The sequence below is a fragment of the Streptomyces sp. TRD_SC_5 genome (assembly GCF_056836825.1).
The window spans coordinates 269,917-286,196 of sequence record NZ_JBWZZS010000002.1 but is presented as its reverse complement, the minus strand read 5'-3'; the positions used below and the strand labels follow the sequence as shown (position 1 = coordinate 286,196).

Annotated in this window: 14 protein-coding genes and 1 pseudogene; 3 read left to right on the top strand and 12 right to left on the bottom strand. The window is 67.1% G+C overall.

The features are described from left to right. Positions 1-110: 110 nt before the first annotated feature. A complete protein-coding gene (locus AC1P0E_RS33460) occupies positions 111-968 on the bottom strand; it encodes an FG-GAP repeat domain-containing protein (protein WP_482746230.1) in 858 nt (285 codons plus the stop codon). A gap of 62 nt (positions 969-1,030) precedes the next feature. Between AC1P0E_RS33460 and AC1P0E_RS33455 the strand changes: the two genes are divergently transcribed. Together AC1P0E_RS33455 and AC1P0E_RS33450 are read left to right on the top strand one after the other, a co-directional pair. After that, positions 1,031-1,264, top strand: a complete 234-nt coding sequence (locus AC1P0E_RS33455; protein ID WP_482746229.1) for a hypothetical protein — start codon at positions 1,031-1,033, stop codon at positions 1,262-1,264. Next, the gene (locus tag AC1P0E_RS33450) at positions 1,261-1,632 is read left to right on the top strand and encodes a hypothetical protein (RefSeq protein ID WP_482746228.1); all 372 of its coding nucleotides are present in this window, start codon (positions 1,261-1,263) and stop codon (positions 1,630-1,632) included. The genes AC1P0E_RS33455 and AC1P0E_RS33450 overlap by 4 nt, the downstream gene beginning before the upstream one ends. 160 nt (positions 1,633-1,792) lie before the next feature. Here AC1P0E_RS33450 and AC1P0E_RS33445 read toward each other — a convergent pair whose 3' ends face one another. The 5 genes from AC1P0E_RS33445 to AC1P0E_RS33425 all read right to left on the bottom strand — a co-directional run bounded on the left by AC1P0E_RS33445 (position 1,793) and on the right by AC1P0E_RS33425 (position 5,743). Next, positions 1,793-2,515: a hypothetical protein gene (locus AC1P0E_RS33445; protein WP_482746227.1), complete on the bottom strand. Its 723-nt coding sequence runs from the start codon at positions 2,513-2,515 to the stop codon at positions 1,793-1,795. 836 nt (positions 2,516-3,351) lie between these two features. Further along, entirely contained in the window at positions 3,352-3,762 is a 411-nt protein-coding gene (locus tag AC1P0E_RS33440; RefSeq protein ID WP_482746226.1) for a four-helix bundle copper-binding protein, read from the bottom strand. A gap of 142 nt (positions 3,763-3,904) precedes the next feature. Then, on the bottom strand, positions 3,905-4,426 hold the full coding sequence (locus AC1P0E_RS33435) for a DUF4396 domain-containing protein (protein WP_482746225.1): 522 nt from the start codon (positions 4,424-4,426) through the stop codon (positions 3,905-3,907). A 156-nt stretch (positions 4,427-4,582) separates the two neighbouring features. After that, positions 4,583-5,209, bottom strand: a complete 627-nt coding sequence (locus AC1P0E_RS33430) for a DUF305 domain-containing protein (RefSeq protein ID WP_482746224.1) — start codon at positions 5,207-5,209, stop codon at positions 4,583-4,585. Positions 5,210-5,332: 123 nt separating this feature from the next. Then, positions 5,333-5,743, bottom strand: coding sequence for a DUF6153 family protein (locus tag AC1P0E_RS33425; RefSeq protein ID WP_482746223.1), 411 nt, complete (start codon positions 5,741-5,743; stop codon positions 5,333-5,335). Between the two features lie 200 nt (positions 5,744-5,943). Here AC1P0E_RS33425 and AC1P0E_RS33420 point away from each other — a divergent pair, with 200 nt between their 5' ends. After that, a complete protein-coding gene (locus AC1P0E_RS33420) occupies positions 5,944-6,420 on the top strand; it encodes a DUF7919 family protein (protein ID WP_482746222.1) in 477 nt (158 codons plus the stop codon). Positions 6,421-6,433: 13 nt separating this feature from the next. Here AC1P0E_RS33420 and AC1P0E_RS33415 read toward each other — a convergent pair. The 6 genes and pseudogenes from AC1P0E_RS33415 to AC1P0E_RS33390 form a co-directional block, all read right to left on the bottom strand. Further along, positions 6,434-6,959 (bottom strand): annotated as a pseudogene (locus tag AC1P0E_RS33415) (transposase). A gap of 165 nt (positions 6,960-7,124) precedes the next feature. Continuing rightward, positions 7,125-9,599 (bottom strand): hypothetical protein, encoded by a 2,475-nt coding sequence (locus AC1P0E_RS33410; RefSeq protein ID WP_482746221.1) that lies wholly within the window; start codon positions 9,597-9,599, stop codon positions 7,125-7,127. A gap of 474 nt (positions 9,600-10,073) precedes the next feature. Next, positions 10,074-10,547 carry a hypothetical protein gene (locus AC1P0E_RS33405; RefSeq protein WP_482746220.1) on the bottom strand — a complete coding sequence of 158 codons (474 nt, stop codon included), beginning with the start codon at positions 10,545-10,547 and terminating at the stop codon, positions 10,074-10,076. Between the two features lie 355 nt (positions 10,548-10,902). Then, the gene (locus AC1P0E_RS33400; RefSeq protein ID WP_482746219.1) at positions 10,903-11,556 is read right to left on the bottom strand and encodes a hypothetical protein; all 654 of its coding nucleotides are present in this window, start codon (positions 11,554-11,556) and stop codon (positions 10,903-10,905) included. Between the two features lie 316 nt (positions 11,557-11,872). Then, complete coding sequence (locus AC1P0E_RS33395; RefSeq protein ID WP_482746218.1) at positions 11,873-12,757, bottom strand: ParA family protein; 885 nt, start codon at positions 12,755-12,757, stop codon at positions 11,873-11,875. Positions 12,758-14,247: 1,490 nt separating this feature from the next. Continuing rightward, the gene (locus AC1P0E_RS33390) at positions 14,248-15,912 is read right to left on the bottom strand and encodes an immunity 49 family protein (protein WP_482746217.1); all 1,665 of its coding nucleotides are present in this window, start codon (positions 15,910-15,912) and stop codon (positions 14,248-14,250) included. Between the last annotated feature and the right edge of the window lie 368 nt (positions 15,913-16,280).

The window sequence follows — 16,280 nt, the reverse complement described above, 5'->3', positions numbered from 1 at the left end:
GCGAGCCGCCCGCACGGCGGCCAACCACGCCTGAGGCCATTTAGAGATCATTTACGGGACAGCCAGATCAGTTAGTGGTGCTGGCCGATGAGGTTGACTCGGCCGTAGTCCTAGCCGGTGGCGGGGTTCCAGCCGCCGATGGGGTTGTTGAACGCGCCGTCGGGCTTGGCGGTCCAGGTCCATGTCTTGAGGCTGCCGTCGGTGTAGTCGTGGAGGGCGGCGAGGTCGTCGCGGCCGTCGCCGTTGTAGTCGCCGGCGACCATTTTCATTGAGGGGTACCAGAAGCGGCCTGCTTCGGTGTTCCAGGCGGGCACGGGTGCCTTGAAGCCGCCGTCCTTGGTGCTGAGGCTGGTGAAGGTGTGGATGCCGTCGTGGCCGTCGGCGTAGTCGTACCAGGCTGCCACGTCGTCGCGGCCGTCGCCGTTGAAGTCACCGGCGTGCAGCCCGGTGCGGGCCCAGTCGCCCCAGGTGGTGTCGGTCCAGGCCTGTGCGGGGGCGGAGAAGCCGCCGTCGGGCTTGGTGAGCAGGGTCCACAGCTTGACGGTGGTGTTGCCGTAGTCGTAGAGCACGGCCATGTCGTCGCGGCCGTCGGCGTCGAAGTCGCCGGTGACGAACTTGCTCTTGTTCACGCTCCACTCGGAAGTGGTTCCCGTCCATGAGGCGAAGGGCGCGTTGAAGGTGCCCTTCGCGTCGGAGGTGAAGGTGAACAGCCGGTCGCGTCCGTCGGCGTAGGAGTACCAGGTGGCGATGTCGTCGCGTCCGTCGCCGTCGAAGTCGCCGCTGCGCGGCGTCATCCGCTCGAAGCCCCACTCGCCGGCCTTGGCACTCCACGAGACGGTGGGGGCGTTGAATCCGCCGTCGGGCTTGCTGAGGAAGGTGAAGAGCTTGACCCGGCCGTCGTCGTAGCCGTAGAAGGCAGCCATGTCACCGCGGCCGTCGCCGTTGTAGTCGCCGGTGGTGAACTTCATGTGGTCGACCCGCAGCCTCAGCCGGTCCGAACAACGCAGCCCCCGGCACCGGTGGATACGGCATGCTGCAGGCCCGCGGCAGCCTGGTCCTGTACAACGCCACGGGCCAGTCCCTGTGGTCCAGCGGCAGCACCATCCGCCACGACTACAACGGCGACGGCCGCAGCGACCTGGCCGCCTGGTACGACTACGCCGACGGCCACGATGCCATGTGGACGATGCTCAGCGACTCCAACGGCAGCCTCAAGGCGCCGACGCAGTCCCTCAACATCGGCAAGGACGAGTACTGGGCGTGATCGGTTGGTACGTGATCGTGCCGTTCAGCGTCGCCTCCCTGCTGACCGGCCTGGTCCAGTCGCTGGGCACGGTGTGGCGGCTGCTGCGGCACTACTGGGTCATCGCGAAACTGCTGATCACTGTGGCCGCGACGCTTCTGCTGCTGGTCCACATGCAGCCGGTCGGCCACCTGGCCGACGCGGCCGCCCGGGCCGCCCTCGCGGGCGGCGAGCTTCAGGGCATGCGCATCCAGCTGATCGCGGACGCGGCCGCCGCCCTGCTGGTGCTCCTGACGGCGGCCGCCCTGTCGGTGTTCAAGCCGCGCGGGGTAACCGGCTACCGGCGCCGTCGCCAGCGCGAGCGCGAGCAGATCCCACAGCCGCGCTGACCGCCCGCCGCCGGGGCCGGCCTGCGCGCAGGCAAAGTGCGCGCCGACAAGTCTGGCGGCGGATCGATCCAGTCACCCGACTGGTCAGACACTCGGGCCGCGCTGCCTCAGACGGCCGGGTTTCGCTCTGACCGTCTTCTGACGGCGGAGGCAGGTCGGCTCAGTGCTGGTGTCCGTCGTCGTGCCCGGGCTCCTTGCCGGGGTGGGTGGCGTTCGGAGAGGCGGTGGGCCGGGAGGTCGGGTTGGTGGTGTCGCTGCCGTGGTCGCCCTCCTGGCCTTCGTCGCTTCCCTTCTTGGGCTCGACATCGCTGTGGCTGTGTCCGCCTCCGGACTCGGCCATGGTCGGGGCGATGTGGCGAAGGCCGAGGAAGGTGAGGGCCGTCACGACGAGGATTGCCAGGCCCATGAGACCGAAGATGCGCCGCCACGGCCTCTTGGCCTCCTTCAGGAAGAAGGCGACGAAGGACAGGACGATACCCAGCGGGACCAGCACGGCACAGCGTTCCGGCAGGTCTGCGAAGTGCTGCATACCGCCGCTGAGCATGCCGAGGCCGAAGGAGAGCATCGTCGAGGTACCGAGCACGCGCAGTATGCGTGACAGGGGCTGCCTTTCGGTCGCGAGGATGATGTCGTTGAGGACGGTCGCGAGCAGGAAGACCAGTACGCCGGACGCGGCGATCATCGAGTAGCGGGCGGGGGCCATGGGGTGGTGGACGACAGCTCCGCTGATGAGGCCGGCGCCCACGTAGTAGCCGACGTAGCCGAGATAGCGCCACGGCAGGGAGGCGCCTTCCCGTTTGCTGTTGGAGCGGCGTTGGCTGCGGGTCGGCTGCGGCGGGGTCGGGGGCGGCGTCGTCGTGGTGAGACTGGGTGAGGAGGACAAGGCGGACCCTTCAAGGGAAGTTCAGTGGGGGCCTGGGGCTCTCAACGAGACAGCCGGGCAGGACGGGGCCGAAGATCGGACTCGCTGGGAACAGCGCAAGTGAGCCGGCCACGGCTCAGCGCCGCACGCCACCTCATGGCAGCCACAAGGCGCACCGCGTAAGGCATGGCTGAGCCGCCGCTGGTGCTCTGGCGGAGATGGCTCACGGGTGTGCCCGACAGGTTGTCGACCGGTGGGCCAGCGTGAAGGCTTAGATGCGTAGGACCGCTGAGTCCGGCACGGGGGCAGATGCCAAGAGAGCCGTGACAGGTCGAGCGGCGCCGGCTGCATACGCGTACGGAGGCCGATGAACGGCCTGGGCCTGGCACGGGACGGGCAGCGCAGCGCCCTGTTGGGGCTGGCCGGACACACACTGGTGAGCCGCGTGATCGGGCTCCGGAGCATCCGGGTGGTCGGTGTGCCCCTGGCCGGAGTGCGGATCGGGCGCCTCGTGGCTGTGCTCGGCGGAACCCGGGTCCGGGGCGTTCAGGGCTACGACGTTGGTCGGCGCCCCGAGGTGGGCGTGGCCTACGGCGCTCTCCGCGCTGACACCGTGGCTGTACATCAACGTGAGGAGAAGCGCGGCGAGCACCCACGTTCGCCACGGGCCCGCTGCACGAGAGCGGGACCGCGGCACGCTACGGGTCGCCCGGGCCAAAACCATGCCGGGGAGCATAGCGTCACGTCGGCCCGGGCCCGCCCGTGGGGCGTGTGTTCCCTCGGACGAGTGGGTCCGTGGCTCCCGACCTGCCGGCCGGGATTTCGGCTGCCGGGCGGGACGGATGACGGGGCGAGCGTCAGCCGAGGGCCGAGAACAGTTCGTTGCATGCCTGCTCGCAGCTTCGGCAGGCTTCGGCACAGATGCGGCAGTGCTCGTGCATGTCGGCATGCTTGGCGCACTCGTCGCCGCACGCCTTGCAGGCCATGGCGCACGCACGAAGGATGGCCGCCGTGATGTTAGCGTCGTAACCGGTGTGCCGTGAGAGGACCGCGGCGGTGGCGGTGCAGATGTCGGCGCAGTCCATGTCGGTACGGATGCACTTGGTCAGATCGCCCACCATGCCCTCGGACAGGCAGGCGTCCGCACACGCCGTACACGCCTGCGTGCAGGCGATGCACTCCTCGATACAGCGCGTGAGCTTGGTCTGGTCGATGTCGCCGAGGTCGGCCGGGTAGGTGGCGAGCATGTCCTTGACGGTGCTGGACATCGTGCCTCCCTCTCCGCAGGGCCGGCGGAACCGGGACGGCCGCCTTCAAGCCCGGGTACATCTCCAGCTAACGCCCCTGACCACGAACGCGCCCGGCCGCACCGTGAAGGTGCGGCCGGGCGCGGTGCTGAGCGGGCTGTGGTCAGTGGTAGGCGTGGACGACAGCGTGGCCCTTGCCGCGGCCGATCATCCACTTGTTCACCGGGGTCGTGATGAAGAAGGCGACGACGAAGCCGCCCAACAGCGCCGTCCAGAACAGCGCGTCTGACAGGTGCGCGTCCATCGCACCCGGCGTGAGGGCGATGATGCCGTTGTCGACGAACTCCATCACCGCGATCGAGACGGTGTCGGCGGCCAGCGCCACCTTGATCGCGGACTTGAAGTCAAGGCCGGCCCGGCGGACCGCGAACAGGGTGAAGGAGTAGCCGAAGACGAACGCCAGCGCGATCGCCAGGACCATGGTCGGCACGTTGCCCCACAGCAGGGCGGTGCCGATGACCATGCCGAGGATCTCGCCGATCGCGCAGCCGGTCAGGCAGTGCAGCGTCGCCTTCGCCGCCGTCCCCCAAGAGGCACCCCCGTGCATGTGCGCATCGTGGCCGCCGGCCGCCTGGTGTGCGGCGTGGTCGTGAGCGGTGCTGGTGTCGTGCGCGCTGTGGTCCATGACCGTCATCCCCAATCCCATGCAGTGTGACCCCGCTCCCGCGGACCCACCACAACCATATACCCCTGGGGGGTATTCCGAGATGACACTGAGCCCAGCAAAAGGCGGAGGAGTGTGTCGGCCGCGGGGCCCAGCACACCCCTCCACCGGGGTGGGTCAGCTCTTGCCGAGCAGGTCCTTCATCTTGGTGATCTCAGCGGTCTGCGAGGTGATGATGGCGTCCGCCATCTTCTTGGCGTCGGGGAAGGCGCCGTCGGTCTTCTCCGTCTTGGCCATGGCAACGGCGCCCTCGTGGTGCTTGATCATGAGCTCCATGAAGGCGGTGTCGAACGCCTTGCCGGAGGAGTTCTTCAGCTTGTCCATCTCCTCGGGCGTCATCATCCCGGCCATGCCGTGTGCGGAGTGGTCCACGGCGCCTTCGGCGGGCGCCTTCTCGCCCCAGGCGATCAGCCACCCGGACAGCGTCTTGATCTCCGGGTCCTGGGCCTTCTTGACCTCCTCGGCGAGCTTCTTCACCTCGGCCGACTCGGCGCGGGAGGGGGCGAGGTCGGCCATCTCCACCGCCTGGCGGTGGTGGGGGATCATCCCCTTGGCGAAGGCGACGTCCGCCGCGTTGTGCTGCCCCCGCGAGGCCGGGGCCGAGGCGGTCGGCGACTTCGAGGTGTGGCCGTCGTGCCCGGCGGAGCTGTCGCCGTTCGAGCCGCAGGCGGCGAGGACCAGTGCGGCCGCACCGGCGGCCGCGACAGCGGCGCCGCGGCGGATGAGGGAACGGTTCTTGTTCATGGTGGTGCGACTCCTTGATGCGCCGCCCTCAAGCGGGCGGGCGCCGATACGGAATGAGGATGTGCCGGAGCACGGCATCCCTCGCCAGCCGAGCCGGGGCCAGGAGGTGCCGTGCGGGCGGTCCTATATCCGCAGGAGTTGCAGTTCAGCTAGGTCGGGCGGCGCCCGCCCGCACTCGGGGGCCCCCGCCGCGCCGCCGGGCAGCGCCACAGGTACGGGCCCCGCATCGAGAGCCGCAGCGAGAACGGGAGGCGCGTAGGGAGCGCCGACACCCGCCGCCGCGCACGTGGCATCCGCGTGCTCCGCGTGGCCAATACCGCCGGCGATGTGCGAGCAGTCGCCCGCCACCTGCTTATCAGCCTCTTCACGGGCCATCGCCATGACGTGGCCACTGGCAGCCGCCGACGCCTTCGTAGGAGCGGGTCCCGGCCCCAGGCCGTGCATCGCCAGCACACCGACCAGCACCACCAGCACCAGCAGCGCGAAGCCGCGCCCGGCCGGGCGACGGCTCGACGGCTCGATCGTGCTGGTCATGCGGTCATCGTACGATCCGGCCCCGCGCGCCGCTTCCCTCCGGGCCACTCTCGACGGGCTCGAATACGCCGGGCGCGGAAGGTGAGCACCAGATATCACCGACGACTTGCTCCACACTGTCCCCCGTCAGCCCTAGGTCCTGTCCGAGGGGTCGTGGAATCGTGTGGGCCTCAACGAGGCGGTGCGGCGATGATGTGCGGGTGTTCTACGAAGATCTCAGTGAGTATGACTACCTGGACGAGGATGCCTTTACGGACAGTGAGTCGGGCTTCTACTCGCTCTTGTACCGGCCTGCCTACAGCCGCCTGAACATCGGGTGGCTGGAGGCCAGCAGACCATACTCCACGGGCACGGTCCCGGAGGCGTTTGTGGAGAAGCTGAAGGCTGTTCAGAAGGTCCAGTGGATGAATGTCTGTCTCGGGAAGCACGAGTGCGACCTGTGCCCTGAGGAAGAAGCACCGGAGGGGAACGGGGAGGTACGGATCCCGGGCGAGCCTGGCGTCGCCTACGCCGCTCCGTCTCTGATCACGCACTACATCACCTCCCACGGCTACCGGCCGCCGCAGGTCTTCATCGATGCCGTTTTCGCCGTCGATCTCGACGCGTGGGCCGACACACGGTGGCCCAGCGTCCCCTTTCCCTGGGTTCCGGATGACGCCGAACGCATGCTGGAGTAGGGGCGAGCGAACCTCAGAGACGCAGCCAGAGCCGAAGCGAGGCGACGGTGATCGTCCCGTGAAAGATGTAAGCCCTCTTGTCGTAGCGGGTCGCGACCGCGCGGAAGTTCTTGAGTCGGTTGATCGTCCGCTCGACTTCGTTGCGACGCCGGTAGATCTCCCTGCTGAACCCGGTCGAACGTCCACCCCTGCTGCCTCGGCGCCAGCGGTTGGCTCGCTGGTCCTTGGGCTCCGGGATCGTGTGCTTGATCTGGCGTCGCCGCAGATAGCGACGGTTACGGCGCGACGAATAGGCTTTGTCGCCCCCAAGGTGATCGGGCCGAGTACGCGGGTGTCCACCGGCCGGCCGCGGAACCCAGATCTGTTCCAGCACGGGGATCAACTGCTGGGCGTCGCACCGTTTTCCACTTCCCAAAGCGGGACGGCAGGTCCCGCCACGGCAGCCCAGTCCGCTGCCGGAACAGAATCCCGTTGATCACCCGGCGGTGACACTGCCACCGGCCACCCCGGCCCACGCTCCTCGGCAGATGCGGTTCCAGCCGACCCCATTCGTCGTCAGAAAGACCGACGCCAGCCCGTGAATCGCAGGCGGGCGAGCTCTGATGTCTCGGCCCAGCGCCGCCCTAACCTCCGCTAGCTGGCAGAGCCACACTTTTCTCCGGCTCCGCGACCAGCTGCCTCTTTCGCCATGGGTTCGGTGAGGCTCACACCACGACCGCCTTCCTCGGCTGGCTCAGTGCGGCACGGACGCGCGCAGCGGCCATCCGGTAAGGGTCTGGTTCGTCCGTGACGGTGGGCGCGGCCCGCTGGGCACGGACCTTTGAGGTCCTGTCGTTGAGTAGGTGATGGGCCGTGCGCCAGCGGGCTACATGGGCGGCCTCCTTCGCTGCTGCCAGGGCAGCTTCCGCCGAGGGGTGCAGGTGGCTTCGGCGCAGCTCGGCGGCCTTTGCTTCTCTGGCTTCTGCCTCGGCTTCAGGGGAATGAGCGAGCAGGTCCAGCGCGGAGCGACGGTATTTGTCGGCCGTCGACTCGGCCGTGAGTTTGCCGATCAGGGAGGTGGTTTCCTTGAACCCGCCCTGGGTCCGGCACTCCGTCATCACGTGCTCGATCTCGGCCCGGACCTGTGTTTCAGCGTGGGCAGCGGCCTCCCGCTGCGCTGCTGGGTCTTCCGTTGGGGCCCATGCTGCGGCAGCGGTGTCGACGGCTTCAGCGATCAGCCGTTCGGTGGCTTGGGTATTGGCGCAGATTTGGCACAGCCCGCCAGCCCGGGCATGACCGCATACCGCACAGGGCAGCATCCGGCGCGCGGCCTCGGCGGCCTCCCGCTGGGCCCGGCGCTCAGCGACCTCGGCTTCGCGAGCGGAACGCTCGATGGCTGCCTGCTCGTTTCGGAGTGCGAGGCGCGAGCTCTCCAGAACGAACTGCTCGCGCAACCGGTTCTCGAATGCCTTCTTGCGCTGCTGAGGGGGGACAGTGGCCAGTTCAGTGGCGATCTGGGCAGCTACTTGGCGGCGCAGCATGCGCCGGTCAGTGTGCAACAGCTCGCACGCGGCGCACTCGGTGCCTGTGTCCATTCGCCATCCGTCGTCGCAGCGGGCGTCGTAGCACGCCGAACGACGAGGCAGGGCTCGGCTGATGAGCCAGCCGGCCGGATCGTCGACCGCAACGTGGCCCTGGGCTACCACTCGCCGCCGCAATCGGTTGGTGAGGATCTCATCGGCATGAGACGGCCCGAAAGTGCCTCGCAGCTGAGCGAGTTCCGCGTGGACCGCTGCAGTAACTCGATGCCGTGCGCCCATGCGGTTCAGGCGGCCCCAGATCATTTCTACCGGCGCAAGTACTGCTTCAAGGCCCTTGGGCAACGACGCCCACACCTTCTGAGCACCCCCTGACTTCGCTGCCCAGGCGGCCAGCACTTGGCGAGAGGCTTCCTGGGAACTGTCATGTTTGGTGTGAGGCGAGGAAAGGTTGTGTTTTTCCCCGCGGAGCGGGCCACCTGCACGTTCACCGGTCTGACCCCCAGCAGCCATGGCCAGGTTCCGCAGTGGGGCCTCCTCGCGCGCGCCCGCGCGTACCGGCCGACTACCGGTGCCCCCAGCGGCTACGCCGGAAAAGCAACCACTATCCGCATCATCACCACAGAGATCATCATCGGAAGGGTGGTGGGTGTGAAGGGGCGCGGCACCGGAGCGCTCTGCAATCTCAAGGTCGGCCGTGCACAGAACCTGTCTTTTACCAGGCGTACCAAGGGCCTCGGTCTGCTGCCCCTTCCCGAGATCACCGAATGCTGCAGCGGGGCGCCGGAGACCCGGAGAATCTCCCCGACCAACGGCCTCTTCCTGAACTCCGTCACGGAGGTTGTCACTCACGGCGGACCGCTCTTCCCGCCCTTCCTCCAGGGCGAACTCGTCCGACTCGCCGTCAGCCGCCCACTCCCCCGCGGTTTTCGGCGCCGCAACCAGGGTCTTGCCGTGTGCCGCCGCGACCGCCGGCACCACTAGCCGGCTTTTCCCGAACAGCCCCGAATCCGCCTGGGCGCGGGTGCTGTCCACCACGCCGTAGGTCCGCAGGCGAGCCAGCACCTTGCCCCCGCCCGCGATCGAGCAGCCCAGCAGCCGCGCCACCGTTGCCGCCGCCCTGCCACGGCCCTTCGGCACCGTCCCGCCGACCAGCCGCACTCGGCCGTCCGAACCGGTCTGCAACACCAGCAGCAACAATGCGAGCCGGTCCGTCGCTGCTCCCTTTCCCTGCAGCCTGGCCAACAGGCCAGCGGGCGTGGCTGCCGCGCCCCAGCCGGGTGCGAACAGCGCCTCGATGAGCCTTAGCAGCGTGACGAGTTCCCGCTTGCTTAGCGCCAAGGGGTGCGCCGCATCGCCGGAGCGGCGTGCGCGCCACAGTGGCATGACGACGCACTCCAGTCCTGTGGTCTGCCCGGAGTCCGACGTCGTGGCCCTGTATTTCACGGAGCCGGACGCCCGGAAGCGTGGCAGGACGTCGTGAGCGACGGTGGATTCCGACATGCCGATCCACCGGCCGAGTTCGCGGGTGCGGATCGCTGTGTGACAGGACTGGTGGCTGCTCTTCGCGGCCAGGACCAACGCGCCGAGCCGGGCTGCATCCGACAGGCCGGCCAGCGACTGTTCCGCCAGGAGGGCCCGTACGGCCGCCAGGAGTCGCATGCGCATGCCTCGGCCGAGTTGCAAGGGGTGGCTCGGGACGCCCTCGGGGGCCGGCCCTGCCTGTGCTGATGTGGCCCGTAGTTCGCGATGCCGGGAAGAGGAAGGAGGGGCAGGCTGTGGCCAGAATGTGCGGGTATGTGACGTGTTGGGCTGATGGCTCCGACCTGTTTCAGGCATGACTGAGCCGGCCCTCGTACGGGTAGCTATGATCTGCTCCAGTCGAGGAGGAATAGGGGCGTGCTTCATCGCCACCCGGCCCGCTTGGGGAAGCAGGGAAGCCGGGCGCTAACCGTGATGCGGTTGGAAGAGGCCTAGATAGCGCTCACCTCCTCCTCGACCATGGGAGTGGCCCGGGACCGCAGATCCCGGGCCGTTCTGCCCTCACCACCCTGGCGGTGGGCGCCTGGGGAGAGAGTTGTCTGCATGAGGACTCCTAGCCCTGCTCTGCGCGACCTAGGTGATGGGCGATGGGCTCTATGCCGCCGACTTTGAGGCGGTATTGCGGCGGCGCCGTGAGGCCAGCGCAGCTATGGCGTCGGGAAGTTCGGCAATCCACACGCCCACGGGGATGCGGAAGGCAGCTCGGCCGCTGAGTGTCTTGAGATCGAACGCTGCGCGGTCAGCAGGTGTCGTTACCAGGTGGACGCTGTCTTCAAGCACCCACAGCGCCGTGTCCGGCGTGGTGTTTGGGTCGGATGCGGCCTGCCGGGCCGCCTCGACCGCGGACTGCTGCCACAGTTCCAAGTCCTGGCGCGCGCTGCGCGGGCGTCGGGTGCCGGGCCAGACAATCTGCGACACGAAGGCGTAGACCCGCAGAGCCACCACTTCTTCCTCGAAGTGCGGTTCGTGAAGGACTCCTTGGTCTCGAGCCTTCCACGCCCATGACTCGCTCAGGCCGGCTGCTGCCGCAACGGCGCTCGTGCTGAGCTTCTCGTCGGCCATCGACATTCTTCGACTCCCCTGACAAGCCTGGTGATCGTCAAGAACACGATAGCGCAAGAACCCTCTCGAGTTCTTGCGTCACTAGAACTCGGCGCGTCGAACTTTTCTTCCCAATCCCGTTGTGCCCCAATTTTGAGCCCCTGTTGACCCATCGAAGCCTGTTTGTCAGGTGTTTGTGCTCTAGTGTCACGCGGAAAGTGTGCTTGCCTGAAGGCGTGTTCGTTAGATCGATCGTTGGATCCGTCGTTGGTTCTGAGGTAACAGCGAGTGTTGCAGAAATCGTTGCAGCCAATAGGTTTCCGAGACGACGGAAAAGGCCGGTGGCACCAAGGTGCCACCGGCCTCACAAGCGGGGTACGTACTACCGCTCGGGACGTCGTCGTTCCGGCCGCTGCAACGGGCCTTCCGCATCCAGCTCGTCAAGCAAGCGCTCAATGCCCGCAGATACAACGAGAGTTCCACGTCGACCGTAAGTGGCCTCCTGGAGGGTCAGCTTCAGGTTCGATGCGAGCCTGTAAGCCTCCTCCCCCACCCGGTACGTCGACGGCTGCGACTTGTCCGTGTCCCAGAGCTGACTCTCCGCGAACGCCTCTGCCATCGCGATCTGCTCTTCAACCGCCGAGGGCACGTGCCGAAGCGCCGCATCGACATAGTGACCAAGCGCCAGCCCGGAGTTGCCCGTTGAGCGTCTGTCCGCGTTCAACCGGTCCTTCAACCGGATCAAGACATCCGGCGAGATACGGAATCCATGCGACTTCCACCGCGCGGATCGCAGCTTGGCATCCGCATAGCTCTCATGGATGGCGTTGTGGGCCCAGGCATGAGAGCGAGGCCGCCGCCCACGAGTCGAAGCCGTGATCCGCTCAGAGTCGCTTTCCGTCTTGGCGTTCTGCACAGGCTCGGCAGCCGTGGTCCCGGAGGACCGCGCCTCGGTCTTGGCCTTGGTTTCGACTGTGCGTTGCGGGTCAGGAGCGAGCCGGGGCGCAGGCTCCGGAGCCGGTTCGGGTGCAGGCACCGGTTGGGCCTTCGCTCTGACCGCGGGCTCCCGCTGGGGTGCCGGCATCGGCTTCGCCGCGGGCTCAACTGGGACAGCAGGAGGCGGAACGACCCCCTGCTGCGCAGGAGGAGTAGGGGGCTCAGCGGCATGCGGCGACGCAGAGGTGCCAGCCTGGTCGGCGTCCACTCCCCCCGCGCCGAGGAATGAGCGACCTGCGACGTCGTTGGCACCAGCGATCAGGTTCTGTACCAGCGCTGTCCCACCGGGCTTGAAGTGTGCCGGGGCACGCCTCTTCTTCGGCTTCGGCTGGTCCTGGCCGGCCTTGGACTGATCCTCAGACACTGGCAGCCTCGCCTTCGATCCGCTCCGGCAGCTCCCACTTTTCTTCCGGCTGACTGATGCGCGTGAGGATCTGGGTCATGAGTTCGCCGTACATCTTGCCGGGCGGGTGGCTTGCGAAGCGCAGCACAGAAGGGACACCGTAGGCGAACGAGTCGCTGATGCGGTTGTCGCTGCGCACATCCGTCTGAAACGGGGCGAGGTTGGCATCGAGCATACCGTTGCGGATGTTGACCTCTTGCGCCTTCCACCTCGAAGGCGGGTTCGACCGGTTGAGGACGGCACCCAGGTACTGGGGGTCACACTCACCACCCGTGCGGTCCTTGACGTACGCCACGGTTCCGCGAGTTGCCGCAGCACCCTTGAGCGCCGGGTACTCAGGGACGCAAACGGTGATGACGTAGTCAGCTGCCGCGAGGGCGGTGGCGGAGAGCGAAGACACCGCCGGGGGCGTATCGATCACTACGAAGTCGAACTGGTCCTCGAGCTCCATAAGCATCCGCCGCAGGACGGGAGTCGACTGGTAGCCCTTCTTGTGGATCAGGTCCTGGGCCGCGGTCATCGTGGACTCTTCGCACGCAAGGAGATGCAGCGTGCCGGCATCCTCGAACTCGGCGACGAGCTCACTGCGGTCAAACCACACAGTGGCTACATCCATGCGCATTCCCTGCAGGCGCGCCTGGAGTACCCAGCCGAGCGAACGGGACAGCTGGTCCTCGCCGGCGAGATTAACGCCGAGCGCGGTTCCGGCCTGAGCCTGGGGGTCGAGGTCAACGATGAGGACCCGCGCGCCTCCGAGGGCCAGCCCCGCGCCGAGGTTGACCGTGGTGCTGGTCTTGCCGACCCCTCCCTTCTGCGTTGCGACGGCGATGACTTTCACCGCATGCCCGCCTCTCTTGGGTAAGTCGTCTGTTGTCTAGTTACGCCCGTGTCACCAGGGTGAGAGAAGAGAGCAGCTGCCGCTCTTGCCGGGTTAGTTCAGGTGATTTGCCTGATTGGCCACGTAATGAACCGCCGCTTCTCGCTCATCTGTCTCTAGTGACACGGGATCTTCGTGCCTGACCTTAACAGTTGGCGTGGTAGCCAACGCCTTGACTCGCGGTTTCTTTGGCGAGTGGGAGTGAGCCCGGAGGCCGGGGGATCGACCGACAGGCGCCGTCCGGGCGTGTGGGAGTGAGTCGGAAGGCGGAGGTGAGGCCGCAGCCTCCCACTCGCGCCACAGGCGAAGGCGACAGTTGGGCCGGTGACCGTGAACTCCTCGGAGCAACACAGCGTTAGGTGGATGGCTACGCCTGCGATCGAGCGGACGTCGGGCAGATTTTCGAAGGATGGCGTTAAGCCGTGACGCCGTGAGGGGGGCGCTCGGATGAGAACTGCGGCGTTGTCAGCGCAGAGGGTGTGAGTTTGCTGCTGGAGGTTCTGTGGCCAGTCATCTCGTTCGAGTCCGTGAAGGACGCGCAGCGCGCGTGTCAGTGAGTGGGCATGTTCGACGGAAGCCTTGCGTGCTGGGTCGAACGAGAAGGCGAATGAGCGTTGGCTGCAACTTAGGCAAGTCAGCGCGCAAGTTCGCTGCTCGGTAAGGCGGTTAGCTCGTACCTAGCGAGGTTGGATCGAGTGTGCGTAGCGGAGATGGCTAGTGCGCGGGACAGCAACACGAGTAGACGTAGAGCCCAAACGACCGTTCAGTAGATCGCATGCGCTTAAGTCAGCAACGTTGTCAGCGTTGACGCATGCTAGATGTGTCGTTGCGTAGAAAGATTGATGCAACGCAAGGTGCCATGAACGCGTGTGCGTGTGATCTCACGGTGGAGCTATCGATAGATCCGATGTTGGTAACAGCGTTGCATTGCACGATGCAGGCATCGTTGCAATCTCCGATACATAAGACGTTGCTGCGTAAGTAGTGTCGAATGTCGCAGCACTCGTCTTAGTGATCGATGTAGAGCTCGTGGCAACCATTCGCATGGTCATCGGTGGGTCGCTCATTGCAGTCTCCGTTTTCGAGACAGTTGCAGCAGACGTTCTAAGTATCGTTGCAGCTCACGCATTACTTATCGTTGCAGATGTAAGTGCTCGCGCGCACACGCGAAACGGCGCGCAGTGCCCGCAGGAACGCGCGCCAGGTTTCGCTGAGGGCATCGATGTAGTCATCGTTGCAACTACGACGTTTTCCCACGTCACGGGCCTCAAGACCCGGGCCACCCGCGAACCCTTCGAGCGCGTTTCGCTCAGCAGCAACGCCTTAGAAGTGCCGGCGTACGGTCCAGCTCCGCAGCTGCGTACGCTCGAACGCCCCCAGCTACCAGGCCACTTCAGTCGCTCAAGGGCGCCAGGCCGTATTCGGCCGACCAGTTGTCCGCGAGGTGATACCTAAAAGACCGCGGAGAAGGGTTCGGCCGCCTGGAGAAGCCGCTGCGGCAGGTAGGGGGACTCCACTCGAATGTTCCAGCCCCTGCGGCGGGCGTGGCAAGTCAGAGCCAGGATGTCGAGGTTGATCGCGGCGTCGCAGTCATCGGCGCGATCAGAGACCCGGTAGTGGTCGCGGTGGGCTTCGAGGGCGTCGGCCAGCGCCAGGTTAAAGCTTTCCTCGTCACCCTCGACGAGCTGCGAGAAGAGGACCGCGGGCGGCGGGAAGAAGCCCCAGTCCTTCGCCTTCTCGCAGTCCCGCAGGGCCCGCTCCGTAGCCGACCCGGGGTCCGCGCCCCTCAGGTAGTCGTGGAGGGCCTCACGGTACGAGGTGAACGCGGAGCCGTCCTTGAGGGCATAGGTGGGGCCGGTGAAGACCAGCGGGGCGAGGTCCTCGCGTACCCCGGTGATCAAGGCGAAGTCGGTGGCGGTCTGCCAGTGGCCGGGGCTCGCGTCCTCGCCCCGGGAGGCCGGGTAGCCGAGCGTGCGGCCGTCGATCGTCACCTCGGCCACAGATCCCGGCTCGGCGAGGGCGATACGGAACACGGCCGCCCCCAGCTGGGAGGCCAGGCGCAGGTTCGCGAGCTGGGCGTCCGTGACGTCGGCGGAATGCGAGGCGCGCGTCTTGAAGAGGATCTCCTGGTCGCCCAGGGCGCTCGCAAGCCGCCATACGGCGAGGGGCTCTCCGTCGACCGGGGTGAAGGCTTCCCGGGTGTGCTGCTCGAAAAGGGCCTCGCTCTCCGGGTGCAGGGGCTGAGCGAGCAGCGGCCGCTCGATCACCACGGGCCCGGCGGCCAGTGCGGCGACAGCGTCCGGACGCCGGTTGCGGCCGAGGCCACCGACTCGCGGACCCGGGGTCTCGAATCCGGTGACCAGGGCGCGCGGGAGATAGTCGGTGTCGAGAGCCGGCGCCCAGCCCCGGCTCCGGTAGGCGAGCGCTGCCAGGGCGAGCGGTAGGAGCGGTAGGAGGCTGCGCGGCCGGGCGCCGGGCCCAGGCAGGGCGCTATGCGGGAGCAGGAGGGCAGTCAGTCCGGAGTGGAAGGCATCCCGGTCGTCGGCGGCCAGGGCGCGCAGGCTCCGAAGGCCCAGGGTGTGCGGCTGATCGAGGAGGCTTTCGCCGCTCTCTTCTGCCCGGCTCAGGATCCGGGCCAGCGCAGAGTCGATGGCCCAAAGCTTCTCCTGCGCACTCGGCGGGTAGTTCGCGTCGTCGTCCGTGTCGCCGATGACGTGGGCCATGAAGCCGTTGACGAGTTCGACGGCGGGGTGTCCCGCCGAGTCCCCGCTGAACTTCTGACGGGCGAAGTGGAATGCCTCTCTGTGCCACGATGCCTTGTCCGAGAGGATTGCGAGACAGAATGCCTCGATCCATTCCGGTGGGGTCACCCGGTCCTCGGCGTCGTCCTCGTCTCCCGGCTGGTAGCTCATCCCGAAGTTCACGTAATTGAGAGTGATCTGGAAGGAGACGTGCGGGTGGTACGCCGCGTACGCGACGGCACCGGCTGCGGCCTCGGTGGCGTCCTTGAGGACGGACTTGACCTCCGGGCTGTCGAGGTCGGGCGTCTCGACGGAGAGAGCGCCCAGGTAGTCGAGGAACTCCTCCGCGAGCCACTGCCATTCGTGCGTGGCCATCCGGCCACCCCTCGACATGGACCGGACCAGCCCCCCGATCCGGTTCACGAAGTCCCCGCGCGCTGCCGAAACCGCTGCCTCGCCCACTTGGTGACGCTCTATCCGCACTGCCCGCTCCTTGATCACTGGCCTGCTTGCCAGCCTAGGTACGGGATCTGACACCGTGCCGTGCGGGGCTCCACCCGCCGCGTGCGCCGATGGGCGGGCCCCGTTGGACCGGGAGGACAGCCGCAGTCAGTGAGGGCGCGCCAACGTAGCAGTACGCAGGCCGGGCTCGGCGAAGTCTCCCTGACGCGCTCCCGTCGCTCGCCCGCCCAGGTCACAAGCACCGGCCGACTGCGGACGTTCACGCGTACGTGGGGCAGCGG

Coding starts and splice junctions, on each gene's coding strand:
- AC1P0E_RS33460 (WP_482746230.1), bottom strand. CDS start 968: ATGAAGTTCACCACCGGCGACTACAACGGCGACGGCCGCGGTGACATG.
- AC1P0E_RS33455 (WP_482746229.1), top strand. CDS start 1,031: ATGCTGCAGGCCCGCGGCAGCCTGGTCCTGTACAACGCCACGGGCCAG.
- AC1P0E_RS33440 (WP_482746226.1), bottom strand. CDS start 3,762: ATGTCCAGCACCGTCAAGGACATGCTCGCCACCTACCCGGCCGACCTC.
- AC1P0E_RS33435 (WP_482746225.1), bottom strand. CDS start 4,426: ATGGACCACAGCGCGCACGACACCAGCACCGCTCACGACCACGCCGCA.
- AC1P0E_RS33430 (WP_482746224.1), bottom strand. CDS start 5,209: ATGAACAAGAACCGTTCCCTCATCCGCCGCGGCGCCGCTGTCGCGGCC.
- AC1P0E_RS33425 (WP_482746223.1), bottom strand. CDS start 5,743: ATGACCAGCACGATCGAGCCGTCGAGCCGTCGCCCGGCCGGGCGCGGC.
- AC1P0E_RS33410 (WP_482746221.1), bottom strand. CDS start 9,599: ATGCGACTCCTGGCGGCCGTACGGGCCCTCCTGGCGGAACAGTCGCTG.
- AC1P0E_RS33405 (WP_482746220.1), bottom strand. CDS start 10,547: ATGTCGATGGCCGACGAGAAGCTCAGCACGAGCGCCGTTGCGGCAGCA.
- AC1P0E_RS33390 (WP_482746217.1), bottom strand. CDS start 15,912: ATGGCCACGCACGAATGGCAGTGGCTCGCGGAGGAGTTCCTCGACTAC.